The sequence below is a fragment of the Streptomyces sp. NPDC002125 genome (assembly GCF_053593715.1).
Map to the genome: position 1 here is coordinate 20,369 of NZ_JBSFDD010000009.1, position 26,035 is coordinate 46,403.

At 69.3% G+C, this 26,035-nt stretch carries 25 protein-coding genes; all 25 read left to right on the forward strand.

Going from position 1 to position 26,035, the window contains the following annotated elements:
* Positions 1 to 161 precede the first annotated feature (161 nt).
* The 25 genes from ACWCQM_RS17365 (at position 162) to ACWCQM_RS17485 (ending at position 25,776) form a co-directional block, all read left to right on the forward strand.
* Entirely contained in the window at positions 162 to 797 is a 636-nt protein-coding gene (locus tag ACWCQM_RS17365; protein WP_332757055.1) for a hypothetical protein, read from the forward strand.
* 227 nt (positions 798 to 1,024) lie between these two features.
* Positions 1,025 to 1,552 (forward strand): hypothetical protein, encoded by a 528-nt coding sequence (locus ACWCQM_RS17370; protein WP_450916104.1) that lies wholly within the window; start codon positions 1,025 to 1,027, stop codon positions 1,550 to 1,552.
* Between the two features lie 276 nt (positions 1,553 to 1,828).
* Positions 1,829 to 2,248: a hypothetical protein gene (locus tag ACWCQM_RS17375; protein WP_450916105.1), complete on the forward strand. Its 420-nt coding sequence runs from the start codon at positions 1,829 to 1,831 to the stop codon at positions 2,246 to 2,248.
* 13 nt (positions 2,249 to 2,261) lie between these two features.
* Positions 2,262 to 2,672, forward strand: a complete 411-nt coding sequence (locus ACWCQM_RS17380; RefSeq protein ID WP_450916106.1) for a hypothetical protein — start codon at positions 2,262 to 2,264, stop codon at positions 2,670 to 2,672.
* The gene (locus ACWCQM_RS17385; RefSeq protein ID WP_450916107.1) at positions 2,669 to 3,145 is read left to right on the forward strand and encodes a hypothetical protein; all 477 of its coding nucleotides are present in this window, start codon (positions 2,669 to 2,671) and stop codon (positions 3,143 to 3,145) included. The genes ACWCQM_RS17380 and ACWCQM_RS17385 overlap by 4 nt, the downstream gene beginning before the upstream one ends.
* Positions 3,146 to 3,308: 163 nt before the next feature.
* On the forward strand, positions 3,309 to 4,628 hold the full coding sequence (locus ACWCQM_RS17390) for a hypothetical protein (RefSeq protein WP_450916108.1): 1,320 nt from the start codon (positions 3,309 to 3,311) through the stop codon (positions 4,626 to 4,628).
* 89 nt (positions 4,629 to 4,717) lie between these two features.
* Positions 4,718 to 5,974, forward strand: a complete 1,257-nt coding sequence (locus ACWCQM_RS17395; protein ID WP_450916109.1) for a SpaA isopeptide-forming pilin-related protein — start codon at positions 4,718 to 4,720, stop codon at positions 5,972 to 5,974.
* Positions 5,975 to 6,065: 91 nt separating this feature from the next.
* Positions 6,066 to 6,944, forward strand: coding sequence for a sortase (locus ACWCQM_RS17400; protein ID WP_450916110.1), 879 nt, complete (start codon positions 6,066 to 6,068; stop codon positions 6,942 to 6,944).
* Positions 6,945 to 7,213: 269 nt separating this feature from the next.
* On the forward strand, positions 7,214 to 7,825 hold the full coding sequence (locus tag ACWCQM_RS17405) for a hypothetical protein (RefSeq protein WP_450916111.1): 612 nt from the start codon (positions 7,214 to 7,216) through the stop codon (positions 7,823 to 7,825).
* Positions 7,822 to 10,128 (forward strand): AAA family ATPase, encoded by a 2,307-nt coding sequence (locus ACWCQM_RS17410; protein ID WP_450916112.1) that lies wholly within the window; start codon positions 7,822 to 7,824, stop codon positions 10,126 to 10,128. The genes ACWCQM_RS17405 and ACWCQM_RS17410 overlap by 4 nt, the downstream gene beginning before the upstream one ends.
* 182 nt (positions 10,129 to 10,310) lie before the next feature.
* Positions 10,311 to 10,517 (forward strand): hypothetical protein, encoded by a 207-nt coding sequence (locus ACWCQM_RS17415; protein ID WP_332757067.1) that lies wholly within the window; start codon positions 10,311 to 10,313, stop codon positions 10,515 to 10,517.
* Positions 10,518 to 10,882: 365 nt separating this feature from the next.
* Entirely contained in the window at positions 10,883 to 11,503 is a 621-nt protein-coding gene (locus tag ACWCQM_RS17420) for a cell envelope biogenesis protein OmpA (RefSeq protein ID WP_450916113.1), read from the forward strand.
* Positions 11,504 to 11,634: 131 nt separating this feature from the next.
* Entirely contained in the window at positions 11,635 to 12,480 is an 846-nt protein-coding gene (locus ACWCQM_RS17425) for an N-6 DNA methylase (protein ID WP_450916114.1), read from the forward strand.
* Positions 12,481 to 12,676: 196 nt separating this feature from the next.
* Positions 12,677 to 14,104: a hypothetical protein gene (locus tag ACWCQM_RS17430; protein WP_450916115.1), complete on the forward strand. Its 1,428-nt coding sequence runs from the start codon at positions 12,677 to 12,679 to the stop codon at positions 14,102 to 14,104.
* A gap of 161 nt (positions 14,105 to 14,265) precedes the next feature.
* Positions 14,266 to 15,084, forward strand: a complete 819-nt coding sequence (locus tag ACWCQM_RS17435) for a hypothetical protein (protein ID WP_450916116.1) — start codon at positions 14,266 to 14,268, stop codon at positions 15,082 to 15,084.
* A 66-nt stretch (positions 15,085 to 15,150) separates the two neighbouring features.
* Positions 15,151 to 15,387: a hypothetical protein gene (locus ACWCQM_RS17440; RefSeq protein ID WP_450916117.1), complete on the forward strand. Its 237-nt coding sequence runs from the start codon at positions 15,151 to 15,153 to the stop codon at positions 15,385 to 15,387.
* Positions 15,388 to 15,483: 96 nt separating this feature from the next.
* Entirely contained in the window at positions 15,484 to 18,492 is a 3,009-nt protein-coding gene (locus tag ACWCQM_RS17445) for a hypothetical protein (protein ID WP_450916118.1), read from the forward strand.
* A gap of 109 nt (positions 18,493 to 18,601) precedes the next feature.
* Entirely contained in the window at positions 18,602 to 18,913 is a 312-nt protein-coding gene (locus ACWCQM_RS17450) for a hypothetical protein (protein ID WP_450916119.1), read from the forward strand.
* A 139-nt stretch (positions 18,914 to 19,052) separates the two neighbouring features.
* On the forward strand, positions 19,053 to 19,541 hold the full coding sequence (locus tag ACWCQM_RS17455) for a single-stranded DNA-binding protein (protein ID WP_332757075.1): 489 nt from the start codon (positions 19,053 to 19,055) through the stop codon (positions 19,539 to 19,541).
* Between the two features lie 245 nt (positions 19,542 to 19,786).
* Positions 19,787 to 20,557 carry a hypothetical protein gene (locus tag ACWCQM_RS17460; RefSeq protein ID WP_450916120.1) on the forward strand — a complete coding sequence of 257 codons (771 nt, stop codon included), beginning with the start codon at positions 19,787 to 19,789 and terminating at the stop codon, positions 20,555 to 20,557.
* Positions 20,558 to 21,112: 555 nt separating this feature from the next.
* Positions 21,113 to 21,691, forward strand: coding sequence for a hypothetical protein (locus tag ACWCQM_RS17465; protein WP_450916121.1), 579 nt, complete (start codon positions 21,113 to 21,115; stop codon positions 21,689 to 21,691).
* Positions 21,688 to 22,242, forward strand: a complete 555-nt coding sequence (locus tag ACWCQM_RS17470) for a hypothetical protein (RefSeq protein WP_450916122.1) — start codon at positions 21,688 to 21,690, stop codon at positions 22,240 to 22,242. Before ACWCQM_RS17465 ends, ACWCQM_RS17470 begins: the two co-directional genes overlap by 4 nt.
* Before the next feature lie 298 nt (positions 22,243 to 22,540).
* Positions 22,541 to 24,079: a 3'-5' exonuclease gene (locus ACWCQM_RS17475; RefSeq protein ID WP_450916123.1), complete on the forward strand. Its 1,539-nt coding sequence runs from the start codon at positions 22,541 to 22,543 to the stop codon at positions 24,077 to 24,079.
* Positions 24,080 to 24,364: 285 nt separating this feature from the next.
* Positions 24,365 to 25,219 (forward strand): hypothetical protein, encoded by an 855-nt coding sequence (locus ACWCQM_RS17480; RefSeq protein WP_450916124.1) that lies wholly within the window; start codon positions 24,365 to 24,367, stop codon positions 25,217 to 25,219.
* Between the two features lie 125 nt (positions 25,220 to 25,344).
* Positions 25,345 to 25,776, forward strand: a complete 432-nt coding sequence (locus ACWCQM_RS17485) for a hypothetical protein (protein WP_450916125.1) — start codon at positions 25,345 to 25,347, stop codon at positions 25,774 to 25,776.
* The last annotated feature ends 259 nt before the right edge of the window (positions 25,777 to 26,035 follow it).

The following is a 26,035-nucleotide window of genomic DNA, read 5'->3' on the forward strand; positions in this document are numbered from 1 at the left end:
CACCCGAGGTGAGCCGACGTGCTGGCAGCAGCCGCCGGCCCAGGAGGGCCGGCGGCAGACCTCACATCCCCCACGACGGATGCCGATTCGCTGCACTTCGCGTTGCCGAGGCACAGCTGGTGACCTTCGGTCGAACACGGCAGCCCGACACTGGAGAGACCATGAGCCTGGCGGTATCCGAACCCTTGCCTCTCAACGACCCCATGCACCTGAGCCGCCCCGTCCTGTGCCAGGACGACCGTGCGCCGTGGGTCGGACAGAAGGCCACCGGCCCGCACCGGGCCACCGGATTCGTTCACCGGGTCTACTCCACCCCCTTCGGCGTCCAGGTGGCCCTGCTCCAGACTGACAACCGAGGCCTCAGGCTTCAGGTGACGGAACTGCTCTCTACCGCCACCCTGCCTGCCACACACCGGGCCGCGTACCTTCGCAACCAGCGCACGCTGCTGAGCATGCCTGTACCGGGCACCGGGGCGGAAGCCCGGTCTGTCGCGGCCTGGCACCGCCGGGCCAATCTCTACATGCACTACGACTTCGCCCTGAAGTACGTCGAGGCCGCGCTCCTTGAGCACGTCAAGGCGGGCGACGAACTCGTCTACAGCCTCGGAACGCGCCTGATGGTTCTCGACCCCGACCTCGAGCGAGACCGTCTGTTCGGCTGGCGACGGCGGATCCAGGTGCGAGCCACCGACGAACACCGGGACACTGTCCGCTGCTGGGGGTGGGCCGACGGTGAACAAGCCCTTCTCCTGCGCCATGACGGCCTTGGCCCGCTGCCCACACTCGGCCTCCTGTGATGGACGAGATCGTGTGCAAGTGCGGTGCGCGCACCTATGAGCAGCACTTGGCAAGCGGAGGGCCCGCACATACCTACAAGCGTGACAAGGCGTCGAGTCAGGTGCGCAAGTAACGAATCACTCCGCGAAGCGCACCCCTGGCCTTCTCTGTTTTCGCCCTGGATGGGAAACGGCGCTGAACGGCGGCACGCTGCACCACATCACCCCAGCGACGAACGGAGCCGAAGATGACCACCGCTTCCCACACCAACCTCGTGGCGATGCGCTTCACCGACGGCGACATCGTCAGCTCCAGCGGGACAACGTGGCGCCGGGGCCTGCGCCACGCAGGACAGTGGGGCACTCTGGACGACCAGCACATCAGCCGCTCCGACGACGCGATCCGAGCAGCCCTCGCTTCGGAGGACGGCACATACACTCCCGCGTTCCCGACCGTTTACCGGCCGCTGCCGGGCACCAGCTGCGCCACACGCGAAGCCCTCGACGCGCTGGTCTTCCGCCCGGCCACCGGAGCGGTGCTGTACACCGCCTCCCTCAACGGCGTGCAGTCGTTCCTGGGGAACGATCACGGCGTCCTGCGGGGCAACCCGACTCCGCTCAATCTGGCCTCCGTACGCGCATCCCTGCAGGGCACCCTGGCCAGGCATCAGCGAGCGTCCATCACCTACCACCGGGCCACCGGCCGTCTCTTCGCCCGCTACGCCGTCGCTGACGCCGCCCTTCACACGCACATCTACGTGCTCACCGCCAGCTGACCACCCCGAAGCTGTCTCTTGCCGAGCAGGTGAGAGGCAGCAGACCAGGAAACCCAGGCTGTCGCGCGACCGTGCGACAGCCTGGGTTCTCCGTGACGGCCATACATACGCTCCGCCTCCTGCCGGGTTCGACCGGGAAGCCACCCTGAACGAGCCGATGCATCATGCATCACCGGAGCCACGGCGCCTCGAAGGGGTTGTCCGGATCGGGAGGCAGAGTAGGCGCCGCCTCGGGGTCACCCGACGGCGTCTACTCCGACGGTTAGGACCTGTCTCATGCCTCAGCCCGTACAGCTCGTCCAGTTCGACCCGACAGAGCGGGACGCGCTCCTCGCGGCTGGTCAGCCCAAGGCCATCGAAGCTGCCCTGCGCGCGGTCACCGCCCGCATCAAGCGGAACCTCAAGACAGTGACCGATCTGGCTTCCGACAAGAGCGTGGGTGCCAGCCCCGAAAGGCTGACGGAAGCCCGCGCCGGCATCGAAGCCAGCCTGGCTGTCCTCACGGTGTGCCCGGCTGGTGAGATCGCAGACCTGCGCAAGAACCTGGAGGCCGCCCGGGACTTGGTGGACGAGGCGCTGCAGATATCCGCCGTCGGCGTCCCGGCGGCCGCAGCGGACCCGCGCACCGCAGATTCGCCGGCGCAGGCGTACGACGGGGAGAACGCCGCAGAGTACGGGCTCTCAGCCCCCCAGTAGGAGGAAGACCGCGGTGCTAGCCCCTCTGATCGACTCGACGCCAGTCTGCTACCTCGGCAACGACAACCAGCTCGTGTGGCGTCCGTGCCGCATATGGCAGCTGGACGAGCAGCAGATCCTCGCTGTGGTCACCGAGACCACCGAACCCACGATGAGCATCGAGACGGCCGCTGCCGCGATCCGCCTCACCCTGGAAGGGCTGCGCCAGCCCTTCCAGGTGACCATCGTGGAGCACTGGCCGGCGGGCACCGGAGCGGGCGGCGAGCACTACGCCGAGCAGTACCGGCACGACAGCGGCCGCATCCACTGGAAGCACGTGGAGAAGGACGAGCTCCGGGCCAAGCTGGCCAACTTCGACTCCACCCAGCCATCCGGGAGTCCCCTCACAGCCAGGGCGCGCCAGCTCGAAGGACCGGCACGGTGAAAGACGGGCACGCCACCCCGTCGACCGCACTGCGTGAGCTCCTGGCCCTGTCTCGGAAGAAGGGCACCACCGTTGCCCAGATCACCGAGGCTGTCGAACTGAGCCTGCTGGAGATCGACATCGATCGTCGACAGCGCCGCCCCCGCGGAGGCGGGCGTCCCTGGCTCGCCAAGGTGACGAGCTTCGCCTTCCCCCGCGCGTTCGCCACCCAGGTATCTGCCGCCTCCCGTGCATCGGCCCCCGAGCAGATGACCGAAGAGGAACTGCTGCGCCATGCCGCGGCGGAGGGACAGGCACACAATCACATCTGCTTCACCGTCGAAATCACGGACGGTCCGAAGACGGCGGCCGGCCGCCAGATCGAAGTGCAGTTGCCGGATGCCGAAGCCGAAAAGCTGGCCAACCAGATCCTGAGACTCATCACCTGGCGCCAGCGTTCCGCTTCTGGAGACACAACGGCGCGCCCGGCGTAAGAGCCCCATCGGCAGCGGCCCTCACCGCCAAGGCGCCGCCGGGAGAAGTTTCGCGGCCGCGTGACCAGATGTCCGGCACGGTGCACTGTCGCGGGGCACGAACCGCCCGGTTCATGCCCCGCCACAGCGCAGGCGGGACCCACCACCAGAAAGGGCACCCACTGTGGCCTACACCCTGGGAATCCGAGGCTGCCAGCACCTCGGCTACCACAACCCCCGGATGCGACTGCACCCTCAGACACGCTGGAACCAGCGCGTTGTCGACGGGCACCTCGCACACGACCTGACCATGCGCGCCATGCTCGACGCCGGGGTGCAGGGCATCATCGACGGGGGCGACCTCACCCACCGGGCCCGGCCCCTGCCGCGCGACGTCGAACTCGCAAACCGCGTTGACGACCTGCGGGCCCGAGCCAACATCTGGGGCCTGGGCAACAGCGGCAACCACTGCGCCGGCGCGGGAACCGACATCTCCGCCATGGGCACGATGCACAGACCCGATCTCGGCATGCACGCGGTCTACCCCGACCCCCGCCGTGGCCCGGGCGACGGCACCGGCCCCTACCCGGGCTTGTACGAGATCCACCAGCCGACCGACGGCCTCGCCATCCACGCAGTGTCCCATTACGGCCTGGACCGCTCCCTGGCCGACGCCGGTATCCACATCGACCCCGTCCCGCTGCCCGGCCACGTGAACCTCTTCGTCTGCCACGGCACGTTCGAAGCCGACGGCCGTCTCTACCACTGCATCAACCCCGAGGGGCAAGAGCGCCCCATCCCCCTGGAGTGGGCCCACCGCGGATGGGACGCGCTGCTGCTCTCGCACTACCACTCCCTCGGCGCTGTACCCGGTCACGACCACGACGGTCCCGGGCAGGTCTGGTACACCGGCTCCTCCCTGACCCGGGGCTTCTCCGACGACCTCGGCCCGCGCGGCTGGCTTCACGTCACCATCGAGGACACCGGCCGCGTCCACGTCGAAGCCCGCACCATCTGGCAGCGGCCTCAGCACGACCTTCCCGTCATCGACGCCGCCGAGCTGACCACCGAGGACATCGACCAGCTCATCACCGACCGCATCGCCGCGCTGGAACTGGAAGACGCCGAAAGCGCGAAGCTCACCGGAGACGCCGGGGCGATCGTCCGCCAGCGCATCAGCGGCACCACCCCCGGCCAGCGAGCGGCTCTGCGAGCGCTCCAGCCGCGATGGAGCCGCCTCGCCTCTGCCGCCGCGTCCTGGCAGATCGACTACCCCCACCCCACCCAGGCACAGGACGCGGACAGCACAGCGGGAAGGCAGCGCCTGATCACAGGGCGGATCACGGACTACGGCACGGAATTCGAAACCCGCAGTGCCGAGCTGACCCGGCGCATGGGCATCCCCGACGTCATCGCCGAGCCGGTCCGCACCAAGGCCCTGCAATGGGCCAAGGAGATCACCCCCACCTCCGCCTCGTCGAGCGAGGCTGCGATCACCGACTGAACCCGTCCCGGGCGGAGGTGTCCGCTTTGCCGACGATGCTGCGCAGCAGACGGGGCTGAACTGCGGCCCCACCGGCAAGGAGAAACACCTTGACCCTGAACACACGCCGCCCGGCGCCGGGCCAGGCGCTGCGCCGCTCGACCGTTCTCGCCACAGCCCTCCTGGTCGGCGCGACCGCCCTGTGCGCCGCCCCCAGCGCGGTCGCAGCGGACAAATGGGGCCCCGGCTTTGCCATCCCCGATGACCTCAACAAGCCGGACGCCTCCCACCTCGGTGCGTACGGAGCGCCGGGGGCCCCGGTCAGCGGCATCACCGGCCGGGCCTACTGCGCCGACCCGACCCTCGCCGGTCCAGCGGCCGGCGGCCAGTACGGCAAGGCCACCGAGGTCACCACCTGGACCTCGAAGGCCACCGGTCGGCAGGTCTCCAAGGAGAACACCGCCCGCGCCGCGTACGTGCTGTCCAAGTACGGGGACACCGCCAGCGATAGCCAGGCAGCGGCCGTCGACGCGGCCGTGTACAGCTTCCTCGAGCAGGGCAGCACGTACGCCCTGCCCAACGGCAAGCGGGCGCTGGAGCGGGTCTCGTACCCGAACGTTCCGAAGGAGGTGAAGACCAAGGCAGAGGGGTTCATCACCGAGGCGGGCAAGCTGGCCGGACCGTACAAGGTCAACGTGCACACCCCCGCCGCCTTCAAGCCCGGCGAGAAGACCACCATCACGCTGGACGTCACCGCCGCGTCCGGGCAGAAGGTCCCCGGCGTCCAGATCCAGCTCAACGGGGCGGGCGCCGTCGCCGGCGCGGGCACCGTCACCACGAACGACGAAGGCGTCGCCACAGCCACCATCACACCCGCCAAGGCAGGGACCGTCGAGCTGAAGGCGGTGGCCAAGAACCTGCCCGCTTCGACGCTGATCGCCCATCTGCCCGCCAACGACAAGGCACAGCGGATGCTCGTCGCCGGCGGCACCACGAGCGCCGAAGCCCAGCTCAAGATCACCGTCAACGCGCTGAAGGGGAGCATCAAGCTCCTCAAGACCGCCAGCGACACCAAGAAGCCGCTGTCCGGGGTCCAGTTCGAAGTCAAGGACGAGGCCAACAAGACGGTGGCCAAGGGAACCACCAACAGCCAGGGCCTCTGGCAGGTCGACAACCTCCCGCCGGGCACCTACACCATCCACGAGGTCCAGGCCGTGGAGGGCTACCAGCTGGCCGTGGACCAGAACGTGACCGTCGTGGACGGCAAGACCTCCGACGTCAGCGTCATCGACGTCAAGATCCCCCAGCCCGAGAAGCCGAAGCCGCGGCCCGTGGACATCACCGAGCTGCCGAAGACCGGCGCGTGACCACAACCTGACGGCTCTCACTCGCCGACGCCGCGGGCCGGGACGTCCACGTCCCGGCCCGCGCCCCCACTGACCCGTCCTTGGAGCGCACGTGTCCGACGCACCACACAGCCCCGACAGCCTTCCCACAGCACAGCCGACCACCCGACCGCGCCGAACCCGACGAGCACTGGCCGCGGGCATCGCCGCCGTCACCGTCGCAGGCCTCGCAACCACCGCACTCCTGGTGACCCGCGGGGACGATGAGCCGTCCACCCGCGCACACCAGCCTGCCGCCACCCAGAAGATCGCCCCCACCGAGCCGGCATCGACCGTCCCGGATCCGCTCACTTCCTCTGCCACTTCCGCCACCCCCGACGAACCTGCGGCCGACGAGCCCGTCGGTGGCGACCCGAAGATGCCGGACCGGACGGTCAAGGCCCAGTCCGACGCATCCGCCGCACTGGACACCTGGTCCTCCTCCAACCCGAAAGGCAGCGGCCCCCACAGCGTCGGCGGAAACCCCACCACAGGGGGCGGTGGTGAAGTCACCGAAGTCCTGCGCATCCCGGCGCTCGGCAACGACTGGGCCCAGCCCGTCTACGAGGGTGTGACCAGCCGACAGCTACGAGCTGGCGTCGGGCACTTCCCCGGGACAGAACGTCCCGGACAGATCGGGAACTACGCCATAGCCGGCCACCGCTCAGGCGTGGCAAGCCCCGCCTTCAAGAACATCGACCGCATCGCGCCCGGTGCGGCCATCTCCGTCACGACGGCGAACCGCGTCACCTACACGTACAAGGTGGCCTCCGTTCAGACCGTAGACCCGAGCAACGTGAACGTCATCGCCCAGGTACCGGGCAAGCCCACTGCCACTCCCACCAAGCCGGTGCTGACACTCGTCACGTGCTGGCCGGCCAACGGCTCGTCCAAGCGTGTCGTCGTCACCGCCGACCTCGTCCGATCAAGCGGAGGAACCTCCGTCCGATGACGGTGTCCGATTGCCCCGCGCGGTCCCGACGCCCTGGCCGGCCCTCTGCTGGACGGCCAGGGCCGGCTTCGGCACCGGGGCCATGGTCGGTCTCGGCCTCATTGTCGTGCTGACCACTCACTTCCCGGTCCGCAGCGAGAGGTGAGGCGGACGGTTCGACGACGAGGGTGCCGGAGACCACAGAGCCAGATTCGCGGATTCTCGCGCCGCACCTCGCCAAATGGTGATCTTCGGGCATCACCTCGCGACCCTGCCCCGAAGGACCCGGCATGTCTCCCAGCCTGACGATCACCAGCAACTTCTTCGAGCCGTTCCGCACCTACACCGACGCCGCCGCCCACCAGGCGCTCGGGCAGGCTCGGGTCTTCGAAGTAGAGCTCGTCACCCGGCACCCCGACCGGGGGCAGCTGCGCGCCGTCGGCTGGATGAGCAACGCTGCCCCGGGCTCGAAGCGGCACATGCAGGCGGTGAACGAGGACGAGTACCAGAGCGGTGTGTGGAAGCCGCACGCGCAGACAACCACTTTGCTGGGCCACGCCAGCGTGGACGACCCGACTCCGATCCTTCTGGTGTGCACTTACGCCTGGTCCTGCCCGTGCAACGCCCCTGCCCTGATCGTGTACGCCAACGGTCCCGACGCGGAGACCACCCGGGTCGCCGCCGACGACGCGGCCTGGGCTCACGCCGGGAGCCTCGCGCTCGCGGACGGCGAGTACGTGCACGGTTCCGAGCACCACCAGTGCGACGCCCCGCAGCTGAAGCTGGTGTCGGCGCTGCGCACCCTCCACTTTGCCGCACCCCGGATCCAGACGCCTCCCGGGCAGGACTCCAGCACCGTTCTGCGCGTCAACATCCGCCCCACAGACGGAGCAGTCGCATGATCACCCCCATCCGGATACGCGTCCGCAACATCCGCTCGGTCCGGCACGGCGAGATCACCATCCCCGACACCGGCATCACCGCCCTGCACGGGCCGGTCGGCTCGGGGAAGTCGACCTTCCTGTCCGCCATGGTGTGGGCGCTGTACGGCGAGGTCCCCGGAGGACTGAAGCAGGCCGACATGCGCCGCTCCGGCGCGGACGGTGAGCCGTGCGAAGCCGAAGTCGACTTCATCTTCAACGGGCAGCGGTACACGGCCCTTCGGGGTCTGCGGCAGCGCAACCACCGGGGCGGCGTACGAGAGGAGGCGTACGCCCGCTGGTGGACCAACGGAGCCACCGGCCCTGGCCAGGACGAACCGCAGATCAGCCCGAGCAAGCTCACCATGAAGATCTACGAGCTGACCGGACTGACCGGCCGGGCCTACTGCGGGGCCTTCTTCATCGCACAGGGCGAACTGACCGGGCTGGCCGAAGGCACTCCCGCCCAGGTCCAGCAGCTGTTTGAAGAGCAGACCGGGCTTGGCGACCTTACGAAGAAGGTCGATATCGCGAACGCCGAGGCCCGCCGGGCCGAGGAACTGGCGACCGCCATGCCCGGTTCACGTGAGGAGACCGATGAGGCCCGCCGCGCGCTCGACGAGGCCCAGCAGCAGGCGGCTGAGGCTCACGAGACGCATGAGCAGCTTGCTGAGGCAGCGCGCCAAGCCGCCGACCGGGTGCGTAGCGCCGAGTCGCAGGCCCAGGATGTACAGCAGCGGCACCGGCTGGCGGAGCAGGAGCGGATCATCCGGGCACGTGCTGATGAGCGGGTCCAGCAGTGCGAGCGGCGGGTGGCCTCTCTGACCGGGGAGCTGCGCCAGGCCGGCCGTACTACTCCCACGCCGGAGGCCCTCACTCGACAGTTGGACGTCCTGCGGGATGCTGTCCACTCGGCCGAGCGAGCTGTCGAACAGACCGATGCCGCCGAAAAGCATGCCGCCGCAATCGACGGCCGAGTGCGGCAGACGCGAGCCGAGGTCGACCGGCTCGCCGACCCGGAACTGGACCGGCGCATCGAATCGGCGAAGCAGCAGCACACCGAGTACGAGCAGCGGCGCGGGGCGCTCAAGGGCGAGTACACCCGCCTCAGCCGGGCACTACAGGCGCTGACCACGGCCGAGTCCGCCTGCTGCCCCACCTGCGTTCAGCCGCTGCGGAACGTGGGGGTCTTGGTCGCTGATCTGCGTGTCCAGTGGGAGCGCTGCATCAGGGACGGCAAGAACGCGAAGGCGAAGGCGGAGGCGGCGGTCCAGCTTCACGATGCGCTGCTCTCTCGGCGCCAGGAACTCACGCAACTGTCCACTCGTCTGGACGCGGTGCACGCTGAGGCGGCTGCCGCCCGGCAGCAGGCCGAGGCGGCACGACGCGCGGCCGACGAGGCCGTGAGCGCTGTGGTGGTTCACCTCCCGGGGTTCGCCGGCCCGGCGAACCCTGAGCGGGCCCTCCAAGCCGGTCGGGCCGCCATCGAGCAGCTCGGCACCGAACTCGTCCAGGCTCGGCACACACACGGTCTGCGTACTCAGCTGGCCACCGCCGAATCTGAGCTGGAGGCTGCGCGCGCCGACCTGGCCGCGCGGGAAACCACACACCCCGACGTCACGGCCAACGAGCTGGCCGAGGCAACGGGCGCGCTGACCGCAGCCCGCGCCGAACACAATCAGGCAGCCGCCGAGGCGTCCGAGGCGAACACCCGCTTCCTGGTGGTGGCCGAACGCGCGACCGTGCTGGCCACGGCACATGAGGCTGCCGAAGCCCGGATGCGTGCGAAAGCCGACAAGCTCCATACGGCGCACATCCTGCACGAGGCCGCCGCGGCGTTTGCTCAGTTCCGACGCGACCTGTTGGCCGAGTACACCGCAGCGGTGTCTCAGGCGGCCACTGACGTGCTGACCCAGATCACCGACCGGCACGTGCGTTTCGAGATCGATGACGCCTTCGTCCCGCGCGTGCACACCGCCGAGGGCACGGTACGCCCCACCCGGGTCCTCTCAGGAGGAGAGAAGGCCACGGCCGCACTCGCCTTCCGGCTGGGCATCACCGAGCAGATCACAGGTGGCAACGCGATCGGAATGATCATCGCGGACGAGATCACCGCAGCTCACGACGCAGACACCCGTCGAGCCGTCCTCACATGCCTCTCCGAACTCGGTTGGCCCGCCTTGGTTGTCTCGCACGGCGAGGAGATCACGGAAGTGGCTCAGCAGGTCATCAGCCTCAGCCAGCCGGACGAGAACACCGGAACCATGATCGCCCCAGCGGCTTGAGTAGGACCCTCGGCTCTCCCCGTCCCCGAGGACGAGGAGACGGACCCCTGCGCCGCGGAGCTGTCCATCAGCAAGGCCGCAATGGTGACGTACCTCAAGATTCGCGGCCGCGCGGCGTCGAGTGCGCGGGCCGGGCTTAGTAGTGCCGACACCGACCACCTGTGCACAACCAGGAGATACACGTGACCGCTGGACGCAGCATCGTCGTCCGCACCGCTGGTGCCGTCTGGAACGTCACCGAGTCCGACGGCAACGAGCTCGAAGGGACCTTCCTGCTCGATGTCGGCGACCGAACCTATTCGGTGCGGCGCACTGGCGCGGCGGCCGCCACCCGGCTCAGATCACACGAGTTGCTGGCCCTGCTCACCGCGATGGAGGACAGCGTCTAAAGCGCGGGCTCCCGAGGGAGACGCTGAGTGGCTCTCTGCAGACGCGCGCGTCACCTGCCGCGTCTGCTCCTACCAGGCGGACAAGCTCCAGCGCACCCTCGCCGCTGCCAACACTTCCAGGTGCTGAACGACACTCGTCGCCGAACGCACGTCAGCCCCGCTCCGGGTTCGGAGCGGGGCTGACGTGCGTTCGGGATGACAAATGAGCTGTCCGCCAGCAGCCCCACGGTGACATAGCTCCGCTGCGATGGGCGGAGCCGTTCTCGCCGCAGCGCGCGCAAGGGGGAGCTACGAGGACCTAATCGGTGCCGCACACATACGAAACCGGCCTGGGAAAGCCAGGCCTGCGCACCGAGGGGCCCCGAATGACCACCGCACCGGCGATACCTGAGCGCTGCTCCGCCCGTCCACGCTCCGGCGGGCTCGTCGTCCCGTACGTCTCCCTGATCCACAATGGGCATGCCGTCTTCGGCAGCCTGGACCGCGCGCGGACGCACCAGGCATTCCTGGACCGACTGTGCCAGCTGTGCGGCGACCCCTTGAATGAGCGCTTCATCGCTCTCGTCCGCCCCGCCGACGCCGCCCACGGCTACTCCCCTGAACCTGGCATCCACCCCGAGTGCCACCCGTACGCCGCAAGCAGCTGCCCCATGCTCAACGGCACCGCCAGCCGCTACCGCGCACGCTCTGTCCTGGCCACACACCCGGCCGGACGGCCCTGCGCCGACCCCACCTGCCCATGCCCCTCCCAGACTGCTGCGGCCGACTCCTCTGCCCGGCTCGGCCGCCCCGCCGACCGGTACGAGGCGTGGATGATCGATAGTCGGAACTACCGGATCATCGCCGCAGAAGGCACCAAGAGGCCGGTCGGTATCGACGTGAACGTGCCCATCCTCCGCAAGCGGATCCTGCGCGAAGCGGCCCTCGGCGACGAGGAAACCAAGCTGCTCAACCTGCTGCAGGCCGCGCTCGGCCTCACCGATTGACGACACCGACCTCGGGCGCCCTACGCCCCGGGGCCGGGCTCTGCCAGCCCCCGCGAGCCCCAGACCGCCACACATCCGGAGACCTCGACATGACTCACTACGGGATACCGCCCGCCTCGATACGCCGCGCCATGGCACCAGACAACGGTCCCGACCACGCCCGCCGGATCATCAGAGACGCACTGGCCTGGTGGTTCGAGAACCGCGGGGGTACCAGCGACCTGCCGATTGCCGTTGGCGCGCTCTCCGCCCTCGCTCTGGCAGCCCCCCACACCCCCGCCGGCCCTGACTACGGTCCGCTGCTCCTCCCGCTGGACGACCAGGAAGCCACCGACGTCCTGCGTTCGGTGTGGAACAACCTGTGGGCCTACAACCCTGTCCTGACCGAGGCAGCCCGCCCTCTCCACGACTGGCTCGCCCAGCCGGGTGACGGCGACATCCGCGGGCTCAGCGACTACATCCGCATCCTGGTCCGTGCCGGCTTGCTGGAGTACGCCAGCGATCTCACACGCTGCGAAGGCGAAGACCTGATCGGCCTGCTGGTCCAACGGATGCGGAGCTACGCCGACCGGCAGAAGGCCGGCCAGTTCTTCACTCCGGCGATCGCGGCCGACCACCACGCGGAGATCCTCCTCACCGATCCGGTCCCGCCGGGCGCCCGGCTGATCGAGCCGTGCGCCGGAACCGGAACCATGGTCCGTGCGGCAGCAGCCACGCTGCGGTTCCAAGGGAAGGATCCCGCCGACTACCGGTGGTGGATGAACGACATCGACGAAATCCACGTCGCGTGCTGCGCCGTCAACGCCGTGCTGTTCCGGCTCGGTCCGAACGTCACCGTGTCCCGCGGCGACGCCTTCCACGACGTGGGCGAACTCGAGAAGGACGCCCAGGCGCGCGCCGAGGAGGCTATCAGCGAACAGCGGCGCAGACCGGTGCTGTACCCCACGCGAACCAGGCCGGTGCACTGGCCCGCGTGACCGGCGGCCGGCGGCTGGCCGTCAGCTCTTTCCACACCGAGCGGAACCGCCGGCGAGGCTCTCGCGCCGACAGCGCTCAACGGAAACTCGCCAGTAGGAGGAGGTGGCACCACCTCCTCCTAAGCTGCCCAGAACCACCCTTCGAACGGCTCACCACCCAGAAAGCACCAGCAGACCTCCCAGGAGCACCGCCACCATGACCTCTGACCACCACGTCGCACCTGAACAGGTGTACTGGTCGTGCAGCCCTGACGGCGGCTCCCGCATCCGCATCACCGGCGTCGGCACCTCACACGCCGAGGCAGTGAACGCGACGACCCTTCAGGAGCCGCAGCAGATCCCCCTCAACGACCTCCACCCGTTGGCCACCACCGCCGCAGGGGCCAGGAGGCGTACCGGCTACGTTCTCGACACCGGCGTGATCGACTCGCTGCCGGCCGCCAGACATGTGCAGGACCTGATCGTCCAGCGCCCGCACCTGCCCGTCACGGCCATAGCTCGGCACGCGCAAGTGCCCCCCACGACCCTGAAAGACGTACTGCGCGCTGCGGACCGAGGTCAGCAGCGCAACGTGAACGCCGATGTGGCCCACCGCCTGCTCCTGCTCAGCGCCGCAGACCTTCCCCACGAAGCCCGCGGCTACGGCGGCCAGTCGACTGACGCTGCCCCGGTGATGGAGCATGTGGACCGCATCCTCGTGGAACACCCCGAGATCTCAGTAGCCACCGTCGCGCGCGCCGCGACGATGACGGTGAGCACACTGGCTGCCACCCTCAAGGACGTGCGGGCGGGCCGGCCACGAACCATCAAGGTCCGCTTCGCCGAACGACTGCTCGCCCTGAAGGCCACCGACCTGACGCCGGCCTTCCGGAAAGACGCCGTTGACGCCACCCCAGTCGTCGAGCACGTCCGGCAACTTCAGGAGGCGTACGAACTGGCCAGCATCGCCTTCATCGCGAAGACAGCCGGGGTGAATTCGTCCACGCTCACGAGCGTCATCGACGACCACGCCGCAGGACTTCGCAGAGGAATCCACCCGACGATGGCACGCCAGGTTCTCGCGCTCACCGAGCTGCCTGCTCCTGCGTTCCAGCGTCGTCCCGGGGTCACAGATGTCGGCCTGATCCGCCGCCTCCGGGGACTGTGCGCGCTTGGCTGGACGCTGAACGCCATCGCCCACGCGGGCGGCACCACCGTCAAGTCCCTCACCGACTTCAACCAGACCGGCAGCGCCACCCCGTCGGTCAAAGCCGCCGTGCTGGCGGCCTGGGGGCAACTGTCGCATCGGCCAGGCCCCTCCGGACTCGCCCGCCAACGAGCCCTGGCCAAACGGTGGGACCCGCCGCTCGCCTGGGAAGAGGAAAACATCGACCAGCCGGCCGCGGAGCCCCTCGGCACACGCACGGCAGGGCGCTCCGGCGAGTGGACACCTGACCTGCTTCGCCTCGAACTCGAATTCCTGCGGGACGAGGGCCTCAACTGGACCGAGTCCCTTGCCCGCCTCGGCCTGCGCAGCCAGCGTGCGCACGAACTCCTCGCCGAGGGCGAGGAAGCCGTCGAGCCCGGGTGTCCGCCCCTTCGTCTACCGTCCCGCCCACAACCCAGCCACGAGCTGGCCGCCTAGCCCTGCCGGAACCGAGGAACGAGCAACTGCCTGAAGCCCACACCACAACCACCTCCCGCCCGCCGGAAAGCCTCGTCGCAACCTCCGCGACCACGTCCAGGCCGTCGATGACGACCTGGACGACACACCCCGAACATTCGTCCCAGACCAGGAGCCACCACATGAACGCCATCAACAACCCCGAGACCCCCGACTTCGGAGTCGAGCAGTGCGACCCCGCCCGGCCCGCGCCGGCCGTCGTCGTCACCAACACCGCCGACATGAAGTCCCCCGGGCACGGCTACACCCTCCCCCTCATCGGCCGGGAGCGGCCGCACACCTTCGAAGCCGTCCTGCGGGACCAGGCCCTGCGCGTGTTCGCCGACCGGCCGGCCGACATCCTCGCCCAGCTCATCCCGGACTACGCCGGACTGGAGTCCGCCCTCGAGCAGGCCATAGCCAGCGGCAACCAGGACGCGATCGACCAGGCCGAGCTCGCAGCGTTCGACGCCCGGTCGGCGCACGCCACCACGATCCGGCACACGCTGCAGCAGCGCATCAACGCCACCGCCCACGACGACGGAAGCTGGAACACCCTCGACGAGGAGGAGCAGCAGCTGCTGGCCGCCGCGGCCGCCGGCACGGTGCCCACCGGAGTGATCTACCTGGCGCCGGCCGAGGACGACCTGGGCAACCCGGCGGAGGAAGAGCTCGGCGAGTGGTCGGCGACCGTGCCCCTCGTCCTCAACCGCGGCGAGTACGTCGACGGGGACGTCAACGAGCCCTCCTCAGGCCTGGAGACCGAGATGCCCGACGGCCGCAAGGTCGTCGTGGTGGTCGAGCACCCGGAGAACCTCGTCATCCTCGATCCGATCGACCCCTTCACGTACCTGTCCTCTCTCGGACGCGCCGGCGTCATCGAGCTGCAGGAGCGCGAGTACGTGCCGATGGACGACCTGTACACCTCCGTCCTGGAGAGCAGCGCGGCCGCGGACGCCTGAGGTGACGGCCGCGCCGGCGGCGCGACTTCCGACGGCGCCTACACGTGAAGAAGGAGGCCTCCAGCGGTGAGGGAGCTGATCGCCTTCATCACCATGCACCTGCTGCCGCCGACCGCCGCCTTCGCCGCCTGGAACGAGTACCGAAAACGGCGCCGGGCCATGCTGGTGCTCACCTTCGCCGGCTCAGCGACCGCTGGCCTTGGCCTGCTGCTCGACAAGCCGGGACTCGGTCTCATCGGTCTGCTGCTGCTGTGCCCCCCGGTCGTCGCCATGCGCCGTGACTTCCGCGACGACAACCAGTGACAGCCCCCGTTCGGCCCCCAGGCAGCCCGAACGGGGGCTGTCCGCTTTGAGTCGCAAGATCGCCCTTCAGTAAGACATCCACTGGAGGGGCACAACGTGGTTTGCCGCGAGAACAAGGGCCGCTCGGCGGTCATCGGCTATCAGAAGCACCTGCTCAGGCAGCTCGGGTACACGGACTACGACGACTTCGAGCTGCAGTCGGGCGTGCACGAGTTCGGTCACCAGTACGAGGGCTTCCCGGCTCCCACCGAGAAGGAGCAGCTGGCCTTCCTCAAGGGCCTCAAGCAGCAGATCGAGAGCGACCCGCGGATCTCGCAGGCCGACAAGTACCGGGACAGCGACCGGCAGCCGGGGATGGTCACCCGGATCGATCAGGAGATCGCCCGGCTGAAGACGGGCAAGGACGAGCACGGCCGGCCGCTGCAGCCCAAGCACAAGATGCGCGGCCAGGACCTGGCGGCGATGCAGCGCCTCGGTGTGCTTCTGCAGCGCAATCAGGAGGCGAAGGACGGGTACTTCGACGTCTACGCCCGCACGATGGGCATCTCGGCCGCGGCGGCCCGGAGCCGCTGGAAGTCGCTCGTCCGCCGGCAGAAGTCGGAGCGGGAGAACACGCGTATCTCCCTGACGGACAAGTGGCGGGACCAGCTGGCCGTCTCAGGCTTTACCGCCCGGCAGCAGGCCGACATCGGTCAGAGCAACGTCTCCCGTGAGGCTCTGCGCATCATGGAGGAGGAACGGCGCGCTCAGCTGGCCTCGCTTCCCACCCGCCCGGCCCTGACCTCGGCGCAGCGGGTACGGCTTGCCGAGCCGGGCACCGGCAACGTGCAGTGCACCGGAGAGGGCGGCTGCGGCCAGTTCGGTCACGAGCGGAGCGCCTGCCCCAACCAGTTCCTCGTCACACAGCGGGACGATGCCCGGGCGCGGTGGAAGAAGCTGGACAAGGAGATCCGTGGCCACCAGGAGCGGGCGGATGAAGCCGCCCGCAACAACTGGGCGCACATCGGCCCGGGGCTCACCAAGATGGAGGAGATGCGCAGGGAACGTGACACGGCTCTGCAGCATGATCAGCAGATCACGAACTCCCTCGTCGGCGGTGTCGGCCAGGGCACCGTCAAGTGCGAGCAGTGCGCACAGTTCGGGCACCTGAAGGACGAGTGCCCGAACGCCCGTCGCGTCGAGGAGCTGGAAGACCTGCGCCGACAGGTCAACGAGCGCCAGAGGGCGATGGAGGAGATCTACTCCAAGATGGACGATCTGGAGGCTCAGGGCAGCTACGACGAGGAGGAATTCGAGAAGCTCCGCAGCCAGGCCAAGACGGAGGAGGCCTACCGCGATCACGCTGGCATCCAGTTCAAGGACAAGAAGGCCGAGATCGCGGGTGCGGCGATCCGCTGCATCGGTGGCTGCGGCCAGTTCGGGCACGCACGCGACGAATGCCCGAACGCGGCCCTGCTCGACGAGGTCGAGGAGCACGCTCGTGAGGCCGACCGAATCCGGGAGAAGATCCGCAGCCGCGCCGAGCTGCGCGGGCAGAACCCCGACACCGCGCCGCTCACCGACGCCGACAACGCCCTGTACGACGACTGGTACGCCAAGAGCATCGATATCGACAAGCGGCTCCTGGACGCGGGGATCGACCCTGCGCAGATATCCACGGCCACCGCTCTGTCGAAGGCCCGCACGTCGAACGCTCCGGCTTCTGCACGCATCCAGCAGGTTGGCTACAACCCGGACACCGGCTACCTCGAGGTCACGACCCGGCCGTACACGCGCAAGCGCGACGGACAGGTGATGCCGGCCAAGACGTACGCCTACCGGATGTCGCCCGGCCAGTACCAGCAGATGATGGCGGCCTCGTCCCTGACCAGCTACGTCAGCCAGTCGGTCTGGGCGAAGAACGGTAACAACGTCGCCTACCAGTTCGAGAACGTGGCCGAAGCGACCGAGGCGTCGGTGCAGCGCAAGTGCGCCACCTGCGGTCAGTGGGCCTCCATGACCTCCGCGCACTCCTGCCCTGTGTCCGGCTCCCGGGCCGGGCAGGACGACACCGCTCGCCGTGCCCGGATCAAGGCGGAGAAGCAGGCCGCCCGTGCCGCCGGCCGGCCGGTCCAGATGCCTCCGGCGGTCGCGACGGTCCCGCCGAGCGCGGCACTGCGCTTCGGCAACGAAGGGTCGCTCCTCTACGCCGACCGTCGACGGATCGACACGGAGCTCTCCTCGGGGAAGGTCGCGGTCGCACAGGCGCGAGCGAAGTTCCTGGACGCGAGCGTGACCGGTCAGGCGGTCGCCTGGAACGACGCGGACGGGCAGATGAAGCTGTCCACGGACCGCGACGACGGCGCCACCCTGCAGTGCACCTGCCGGGACTTCAAGAAGAACCACACCTGCCGGCACGTTCGGGTGGTCGGTCTGGCCATGGCCAAGCGGTATGCCGCCGACCACCCGGCCGTCGGCTCGCCGCTGCGTAGCGCGCCGCTGCCCGCGGCCGCCCCGGTTCGGGAGGAGACGGCCAAAGACGCCCCGGAGGAAGGGTTCACCCGCAAGTCGTACGCGCAGATCAGGGAGGTCCGGGCAGCATGGCGCGGCAGCGAGCGCAGCCGAGCGGACCAGTTCGCGAAGGCGCAGGACGGCCGCTGGCTGTACGCGGCCGGCGCCGTCGACGGGCAGACCGGCAAGCCGGTCAAGACGCCGAAGGTGTGGTCGGAAGGCGGCGTCAGCGTGGACCCGGCGGACGCCGCCGGGCGGGACTCGGTACGGCTCGACCGTGAGAAGGACGTCCAGGACGGGCTCCGCGCGGGTCTGCGCAAGCAGACCGGCAAGCACTGGTCGGTGACGCGGAAGCCCGACGGGTGGCTGCACATCACCACCGCGCTTCAGCGCCGGACCGGAAGCAAGGAGATCACCACCGCCGAGCGGCGTGAGCTGGCAGCAGCGCTGAAGCTCCCCATCGACGCCGTTTCCCCGCACGGCGTTCCCGTCCCTCCCGGCAATGGATGGCGCGCGGAGATGCTCGACCGCGCCTCCGGCCGCGCACCTCGGGTACTCGGAGAGCGGTACGTGGCCCGAGCCGACCAGCGGCCCGAGGTCGTGCACAGCGTCTGATCCGCCCCTGCTGGCCGTGCCATCCGTGACTGACACGGCCAGCAGGGGGTGTCCGGATTGCGGGCGATGATGCTTTCACCCCATCCGCACATGAAGGGGACCGCCCGTCGTGTCCACCACCGAGCTGCGCCACCACATCCTCGACCAAGGACTGGCCGCGTTGCGCCGCACCGAGACAGAACGCCAGTACCTCGACCCTGACGTCCAGCTACTGGCCTACACAGCCATGACCACCACCCTGGCCGGCATCAGCACACGGCTGCTGGAGGCCCTGTCCTGGCATCAGCCAGAGCTGGCGCGGCGCCTCGCCGACGAACTCCTCGACCTCCGCGACGAACCGCAGGAGATGGCCGACTACCTGCGTGCGCAGGCAGCGGCCGCCACCCATCGACGTAACACCCACGAAGTGCAGGCGGCCTGAGATTCGCGAGATCTCGCCGCCGACGCACTCTCCCGACACCATTCGATCGTCACCACCCCACGGCGGCCGGCACACACCGAGCCACCCCCCCCGGCAACGTGCGCGCCGGCCGCCACCCACTCACACCAGGAGAAGCTGCATGGCAGGAGAGACCGTCATCACCGTCATCGGAAACCTCGTCGACGACCCGGAGCTGCGCTTCACTCCCTCCGGCGCGGCGGTCGCGAAGTTCCGTGTGGCTTCCACCCCGCGCACCTTCGACCGGCAGACCAACGAGTGGAAGGACGGCGAGAGCCTGTTCCTGACCTGCTCGGTCTGGCGGCAGGCGGCGGAGAACGCCGCGGAATCGCTCCAGCGCGGCACGCGCGTCATCGTGCAGGGCCGACTGAAGCAGCGGTCGTACGAGGACCGGGACGGCACCAAGCGCACGGTCTACGAACTGGACGTTGACGAGGTCGGGCCGAGCCTCAAGAACGCCACGGCCAAGATCGCCAAGACCACCGGCAACGGCACGGGCCGCGAGGAATTCGGCAACGCCCGCCAGGCGACCAAGGCGGCGGGAGGCCCGCCCGCCGATGACCCGTGGGCCACCAACTCGGCGCCCCCGAGCGACGAGCCGCCGTTCTAGCACGGGTGAATCCGACCGACCGGCGGGCCAGGCGAAGTCCGCCTGGCCCGCCGGAGGTACGTAGGGGACAGGACAGGGAGAAAACACGTGGCGGCCTTGATGACCCGCCTGGGTAAGCGTCGCGACTGGTGCTGCCCGGGACACAGCCTCAAGTCTCTCGACCACGGCACCGAGCGCGCTCGTGAACACCGTGAATGGCACCGAGAGATCACCCAAGAACTCACAGACCGAGAGGACCCCGCTCCGTGCCCGCCCCTCTGATGATCTCCCCGCTGCTCACCTACGAGCACATCGCCGCTCTGCGGCGCGACGCCGCCCGCGACGTCATCACGCTGATCGCCTCCACCCTCCGGGAGCAGATCCCAGGAGCCGCCTATCTCACCTTCGGCCAGGAGGGCGACCTGTGGTGGCTGGAAGCAGTCCTCGCAGCCGACGGCCGTCGGCTGCACACCATCGGCCACCCCCGGCCCGAACGCCTTCCGTCTCTGCCGGCCGGTTCTCCGCACCAATCCGCCTGGCAGGTGGCGGATGCCGACCCCACCAGCCCGCAGCAGCTCCTGTTCCGCATCATCGAGTTGCTCAACGACGGAATGGAGCCCGATCTCCTCCCTGCCGACCTGCCCCACGGGCCCGACCGCCGAGACATCCCCTGCATCCTCCTCGCGCCTGACGCCCGGCCGGACGACGAACACCCCCTCAACGCGAACCGGCTGCTGCGCCCCCACACAATCCCCACCCCTGATCTTGCTGGGCCCGAGTCGCCGATCACCGAGCTGCTCCGTGCGGCACACCCAGAGCAGGTCCGAACAGCAGTGGATGCCGGACGTGCCACCACGCAGGCAGCGCCGGAACGGAAGCGCACCCGCCACTTCCATATCAGCGAGGAGTGCATCCATGGGGAGGTCAAGCGCCGCCTGTGCGACCACATCCCGAGGAACGGCAACTGGCGCGTCCGAGAGGTCCCATGTGCCGAGACGTCCTGCAGCGACGGCCGCCCGCAGCATGCGCAGGGGTGACGGAGCGCCTCACCCCCAGACCCTCCGCCACGCGAGGGGGCATAACGGCTGAGGCGGGACGACGGGGGAACATCCCGCCTCAGCCATGAGCCCACCGTACTTCGCTCGCCAGCATCTGAACGGCGGATCGCTACCGAACTGTCCGAATCTCAGCCCGGCACTTCCCCCCTTGCCGCTCTCCCATCCGGCGTCGCCGGTTCTTCGCACAATTCGACTCCTGTGAGCACCGCGGCGGTACCCGCAGGCGGAAAGCCGGGGTAGGGGACGGAGCAGCTCTTGTCGCAGGACACCACCAGCCACACATGCAGCCAAGGCCATCCCAATGGCAGGCGGTCTTCCCCAGGTGTCGGCGGCAGCCGGTATCGTGTCGGCACGGCATGACGCGAACCGCCGTTTCCGCTGCCGCCCCGCGCCCACGCCGCACAGGGGCGGCGTCGACGGACAAGGACCGAGACTGGGTCCCGCGCAGCACCACCATGGAATACCTGTCCGTCCGGCTGCGCCCATTCACGCAACGTCCGGCGGGAGGCGTGGGGTCCCGCTGTGGAGACAACCGTGACCAAGACAGGCAGCGACCATCTCAAGCGCCGGGCCCGGCAGATCGCCCGGGACACGAACCGCCGCTTCCCCGACGTTCTTGCCGAGCTGCGCGGCCGCCGTCCTGCCTCGCCCCGCACCCCGTCGACGGAGCTCGTCCCCATCTGCTCCGGCCTCGCTGGTCCCTTCGGCGAGGCCGGACGATGCGCTCGCCCGGCCGGACACCACACACTCGACCTGCTCACGCGCCACTCCCAGTGCGAAACGGAGCCGCACTACCCCGCGCACATCTGGAACGGCTACTTCGAGGCCCGTTCGGCAGCAAGCCAGGCCGAGCACGAGGCATGGCTCGCCGGGCTCACCCCGGCCGAACGGGAGGAGTACGAGCGCCAGGCCGAGGAGGACCACTGGGCGCAGATGGCCGCGGACGCCGCCGAGCCGTACGACCCGTACGAGGACAAGTACCGGTTCGAGGAGTACGAGGACGAGGCGTCCATGCACGAGGGCGGCTACGGGCCGCAGGGAGAGCACGGCGAGGACGAGGACGGCGACGACGAATACGAGGACGGCGACGACTTGGACGGAGATCGCTGGTGAACCCCTACTGGAGCCTCGTGCAGCAGCGCGCGGCCGAGTACTCACTCGCCCACTCCCGGCCCGACGCCCCCCTGACGGCTGGCCTGCCCGTCCTGGCCGCGCACGCTGCGGACTTCTCGCCCTTCCACACACTCCACGTCGCGCAGATGTGCCTGGCAGTCATCGTCTCCGAGGATTGCCCCGACCACCTGCGTACCCCGGCCGGCATCCCGGACATGACCCGGCTGGTGCCCGCCGACACGGATGCCCTGACCGTTCTGACCGCCGCCGAGGAGCAGCGGGCCCTGTTCGGCCGCGGCCTGGCCACCGAACTGAGAAACGTCGAGGAGCAGGTGGCCGCCACCCGCCGTGCCCAGGCCGTGGTGCAACGTCTGCTCGACCAGGTGCCCTACGGCGCGGGCGGCCGGCAGCGGATGCTCGACATTGTCTGGGAGCTCCGGGACGACCCGCGGGCGATCGCCGGCGTCATCGCGCTCACCGCCGCGGCGCTCCGCGAACTCGCCGCTCAGCAGGGACCGGCCGACGTATCACCCCAGGAGGGACAGCGGTGACCGCCCGGGAAGAGCGTCCGCCACAGGGCGGGATACGAGTACGCCGTGACCGTATGGGCGCTCGGCCGTCTCCAACCCCCGGTCACCTACATGCCGGAGACCCGGTCGTCGACTACATCAGCAGGACGCTCACGCTCTGGTGAGCAGTCCAGGCCCGCGGGGTCGCATGCCTCCGTTCAGGGCACGAGCGGTCTCGGACTGGCACGCGGCTGGCCGAACACAGCGCGCAGTGACAGTGGGGGCCGCCATGCTGTTGGACAACACAAGCAAGGACGACGAACTGCCAGGAGGGATACCGATGACGGACACCGCCGTGGAGACCGCGTCGAGGGAGACCACGGCGCCCGAGAAGACACTGCCCGAAGCCTTGGGCGTGCATCGCACCGCAGCGTTGCTCGCCGAGCGACTTGGTGTGCCGGTCGTGGCCGACGACATCGACCAGCTCATCGAGCTGAAGCACCTCGAGATCTACGACTGGTACAAGCGCTGGCCGCTCTACAGCACCAAGGACGCACTCGCCCTCGACGCGGACCTGGTGAAGCAGCTTGTTGCCGAGCGCACCGCGTGGCTGGAGGTCAGCATTACCCGCGACGAGGCCGTGGAACGCATCGGATGGCACTGGCGGGACATCGCCCGCATGGGAGACGAGGGCCGGGTGAAGGTCGGCCGGTTCGGCCGCTACCTGACCGCGGACGTCGACCGCCTTCCCCGCGAGGCCGAGGGTGAACAGCACATCACCGGTCAGGCCGCCGCCAAGGAGCTGGGGATCCGGTACCCCACGGACCTGCGGTACGTCGAAGCGGCCGGGTGGCTCGCCCCGGTGACCACTATGGAGATGCCCGCCGGCACGAGCCGGTACCGAACGGTCACCGTGCCGCTGTATCGGCTCGCCGACGTCCGCGCGGTAGAGGAGGTCCCCGGCGTGGACTGGAACTCCGTACGAGGCCTGCCCAAGGGTGCGCCGAGTCCGCTGCGCACATACGCGCGGAAGGCCCCCACCCGGGGCGACGTTGTCCGCGGCTTCGCGCAGGCCCTCGCCGACCGGCACGGCGTGACTGTGTGGGCCTGGTGCTCCCCGTACACCGGCAGCTGGGAGCTGGACTGGGTGCGCCGCGACGGTGCCCCGACGAAGAAGGACGTCGCTGCCGAGCTCGCCAAGGACCCGGCGGCCGGGCCGTACGCCGGCGAGATCACCCTGTGCCCGAAGTGGGGCCGGATCACCCGCAGGGCCCGGGCGCTGCTGGAGCCGGGCGCGGCCGTCGTCCTGGACACCGAGACCACGGACCTGTACGGGCGCACCGTGGAGGTGGCCGTCATCGATGCCGCGAGCGGTAAGAAGCTGATGAACACCCTGGTGCAGCCCGAGGCGCCCATCGCGCCCGAGGCGTATGGGGTGCACGGCATCAGCGACGAGGACCTGTTGGCTGCCAATGCCCGGACCTTCGACAGGATCCTCCCTCGACTGCGGAAGGTGACACGGGGCAGGGTGATCTGCGCGTACAAGGAGGAATTCGACCGCACCGTGGTCACCAACGACGCCCATCGCGTCGGGAAGCGGCCGATGCACCTGGCCGATCCCGACAACTGGTGGTGCCTCATGGAGTCCTACGCGGTGTGGCTTGGCTCCAACCGGTGGACCGCTCTGGGCGGGAATCACCGCGCCCTAGGCGACGCACAGGCCGCCCGCGAGGTCCTGCTGGAAATGTCCAGAGGCCGCGGCACCATGTTCGAGCCCCGCCTCGCCCCAGCCGGCGAGCCCGAGCCCAACCCGCCCACGCCGACCGACGTGCCAGCGACCGTCCCTGAGCAAGGGGTACCCGTCGCCGCCTCTGCGTAGCCGCGAACCGGTGTCCCGCCACCTGCGGTGAACAGACCAGGGCCGCCAGGTGCGCGAACGCGAGAGCTCTGCCGGCAGGGGAGGCAGAGGCGGAGCCGTACGACTGGCCGCGCCGTACGCGAGCGTCCGGCGTCACCAAGGAGCCGGTTTCCTGCCGGGACCTCGCCCACACCCCCATCTCGGCCTGGGCGCCGAGCCCACCTTCCGGGCTCGGGCGGAGGTGTCCGCTTTCCTCGGCAGAGTGCTAGCTGCATCGGCTTCAGCGGCGGACCTCCGGAGATCATCATGGACCACACTTCCGACACCAGCCTTGAGAAGGCGACCGAGCCTGAGACGGGCGTCATCACCGGCGTCGTCGTCGACGACCCGGGAACACCCTGCACTCCGGAGTACGCACGGACTCTGACGGAACGCGCCCTGCATTTGGCCGACGAGCTGGACGGCACGATGACGGAGATCGTCCGTGTGAGGGCATGGGAGCCCTTGGGCTACCGAGACCCGCGCGAGTACGTACTCAAGGAGTTCACCAACTCCTCCCGAGCGCACCGCTACCGGCTGGCGCGCTTCGCCGCCTTCGCTCACCAGCTGACCGAACGGCTCGGCGACGACGCCTTGGAGCTGCAGCTGACCGAGCGCGCCCTGCGCCAGGTCGCTCCGAGCCGTGACGCCGAAGTGATCAATGCCCTCGAGAGCCGCCTGTCCGATGCCGACAGCCCGGAGGAAATGGATGAGGCGGTGAACGAGACGCTCCGTGCGCACTCTCGAAACGCGCCACCGGAGGAGGACATGTGGGCCGGCGAGGACGAGCCCCAGGCCCGGCAGGGCGGTGCAGCCCCCGCCTCGCGCCGCGACGACAGCGAGGGCTGGGGCGCTGATACCGACTTCGACGCTGACGGCTTCGGAGACGAGCCGCAGGAGCCTGTCCAGCCTGCCGTCGCACCCCCGAGCAAAGCCGCTCTGGCGGAAGCCGACCGCTACGAGGAGTTCTTGCGCGCGATGCGTGTGATCGCCGCGACGGGCGGCGAGCTTCCCGGCATCCTCGACAACGCCGATGAGCCTGAGGAGAAGGAACTGATGGAGCTGGCGCAGAAGGTGGGCGGGGTTGCCGCAGCTACGGAGGAAGCACTCAGCGCCCTGTGACCGCGGGCGAGCACCAGACCCCGCGGACGGTGACAGGCGCCGAGGCGGATTTCGCGGGAGATTCGCTTCTGCCAGCTACCGCCCGAAGCTGTGGCCCTCACCCCGCCCCAGCCTCGGAGGACCTCGTGCTCACGGCCCGCCACGCTCGCCCCCGCCGCATCACGGCTCAGCAGTTCACCCACGCCTTGGCGTCGAGCGACGTCGTGCGGGAGATCCAGGCGGCCACGGGCTTGGTGCACCGCTACGAGCGTTACGGCCTGAGCCGAAGCAGCGCTGGCTGGGTAGCAGAGGACCACCTGCGTCGTGCTCTGTTGCAGCTCCAGCAGCTGGTGGACACCTACGTCGCCGGAGCGCGAACGTGGGCGGGCCGAGCGTGGCGACGGCGCCAGACGCGCGACGTGCTGGAGAGCATGCGTGAGGCGCTGTGGTTCACCATGCGGATGCAGGAGCCGATTGAGCTGTTCTGGCCGCCCGCCCTCTTCTACCGCAACGTCAGGCCCACCGTGCTCGATCAGGCCATGCTGCTGCTCGATGAAGCGGAGCTCACAGCCGCATGACGGCACCTACGGCAAGGCCGAACCGGCGAGATCCGAACCAGAAGAGGGACTGTGCTTCAAGACCGAGCTCGACTCGGCGCTGATGGGATCACTCAACCGGTGCCAGCTCCTCTCTACCAGGCTGACTACCTGAAGCTGCTCGGCGCTGGCATCCTCATCGACCGCCGCGGTCTCGCCCTGGGCGCCGCGGAGTGCGACTGGGCGTGCGGTGGTCTCACCGACGGCTTCACGTGTCCGCTGAGCCTGAGCTGCCCTCTGT

What these genes read in the sequence shown, in the direction of transcription:
- ACWCQM_RS17435 (WP_450916116.1), top strand. Translation starts at nt 14,266, where the DNA reads ATGAACGCCATCAACAACCCCGAGACCCCCGACTTCGGAGTCGAGCAG.
- ACWCQM_RS17430 (WP_450916115.1), top strand. Translation starts at nt 12,677, where the DNA reads ATGACCTCTGACCACCACGTCGCACCTGAACAGGTGTACTGGTCGTGC.
- ACWCQM_RS17475 (WP_450916123.1), top strand. Translation starts at nt 22,541, where the DNA reads ATGACGGACACCGCCGTGGAGACCGCGTCGAGGGAGACCACGGCGCCC.
- ACWCQM_RS17370 (WP_450916104.1), top strand. Translation starts at nt 1,025, where the DNA reads ATGACCACCGCTTCCCACACCAACCTCGTGGCGATGCGCTTCACCGAC.
- ACWCQM_RS17365 (WP_332757055.1), top strand. Translation starts at nt 162, where the DNA reads ATGAGCCTGGCGGTATCCGAACCCTTGCCTCTCAACGACCCCATGCAC.
- ACWCQM_RS17410 (WP_450916112.1), top strand. Translation starts at nt 7,822, where the DNA reads ATGATCACCCCCATCCGGATACGCGTCCGCAACATCCGCTCGGTCCGG.
- ACWCQM_RS17420 (WP_450916113.1), top strand. Translation starts at nt 10,883, where the DNA reads ATGACCACCGCACCGGCGATACCTGAGCGCTGCTCCGCCCGTCCACGC.
- ACWCQM_RS17425 (WP_450916114.1), top strand. Translation starts at nt 11,635, where the DNA reads ATGGCACCAGACAACGGTCCCGACCACGCCCGCCGGATCATCAGAGAC.
- ACWCQM_RS17480 (WP_450916124.1), top strand. Translation starts at nt 24,365, where the DNA reads ATGGACCACACTTCCGACACCAGCCTTGAGAAGGCGACCGAGCCTGAG.
- ACWCQM_RS17375 (WP_450916105.1), top strand. Translation starts at nt 1,829, where the DNA reads ATGCCTCAGCCCGTACAGCTCGTCCAGTTCGACCCGACAGAGCGGGAC.
- ACWCQM_RS17455 (WP_332757075.1), top strand. Translation starts at nt 19,053, where the DNA reads ATGGCAGGAGAGACCGTCATCACCGTCATCGGAAACCTCGTCGACGAC.
- ACWCQM_RS17405 (WP_450916111.1), top strand. Translation starts at nt 7,214, where the DNA reads ATGTCTCCCAGCCTGACGATCACCAGCAACTTCTTCGAGCCGTTCCGC.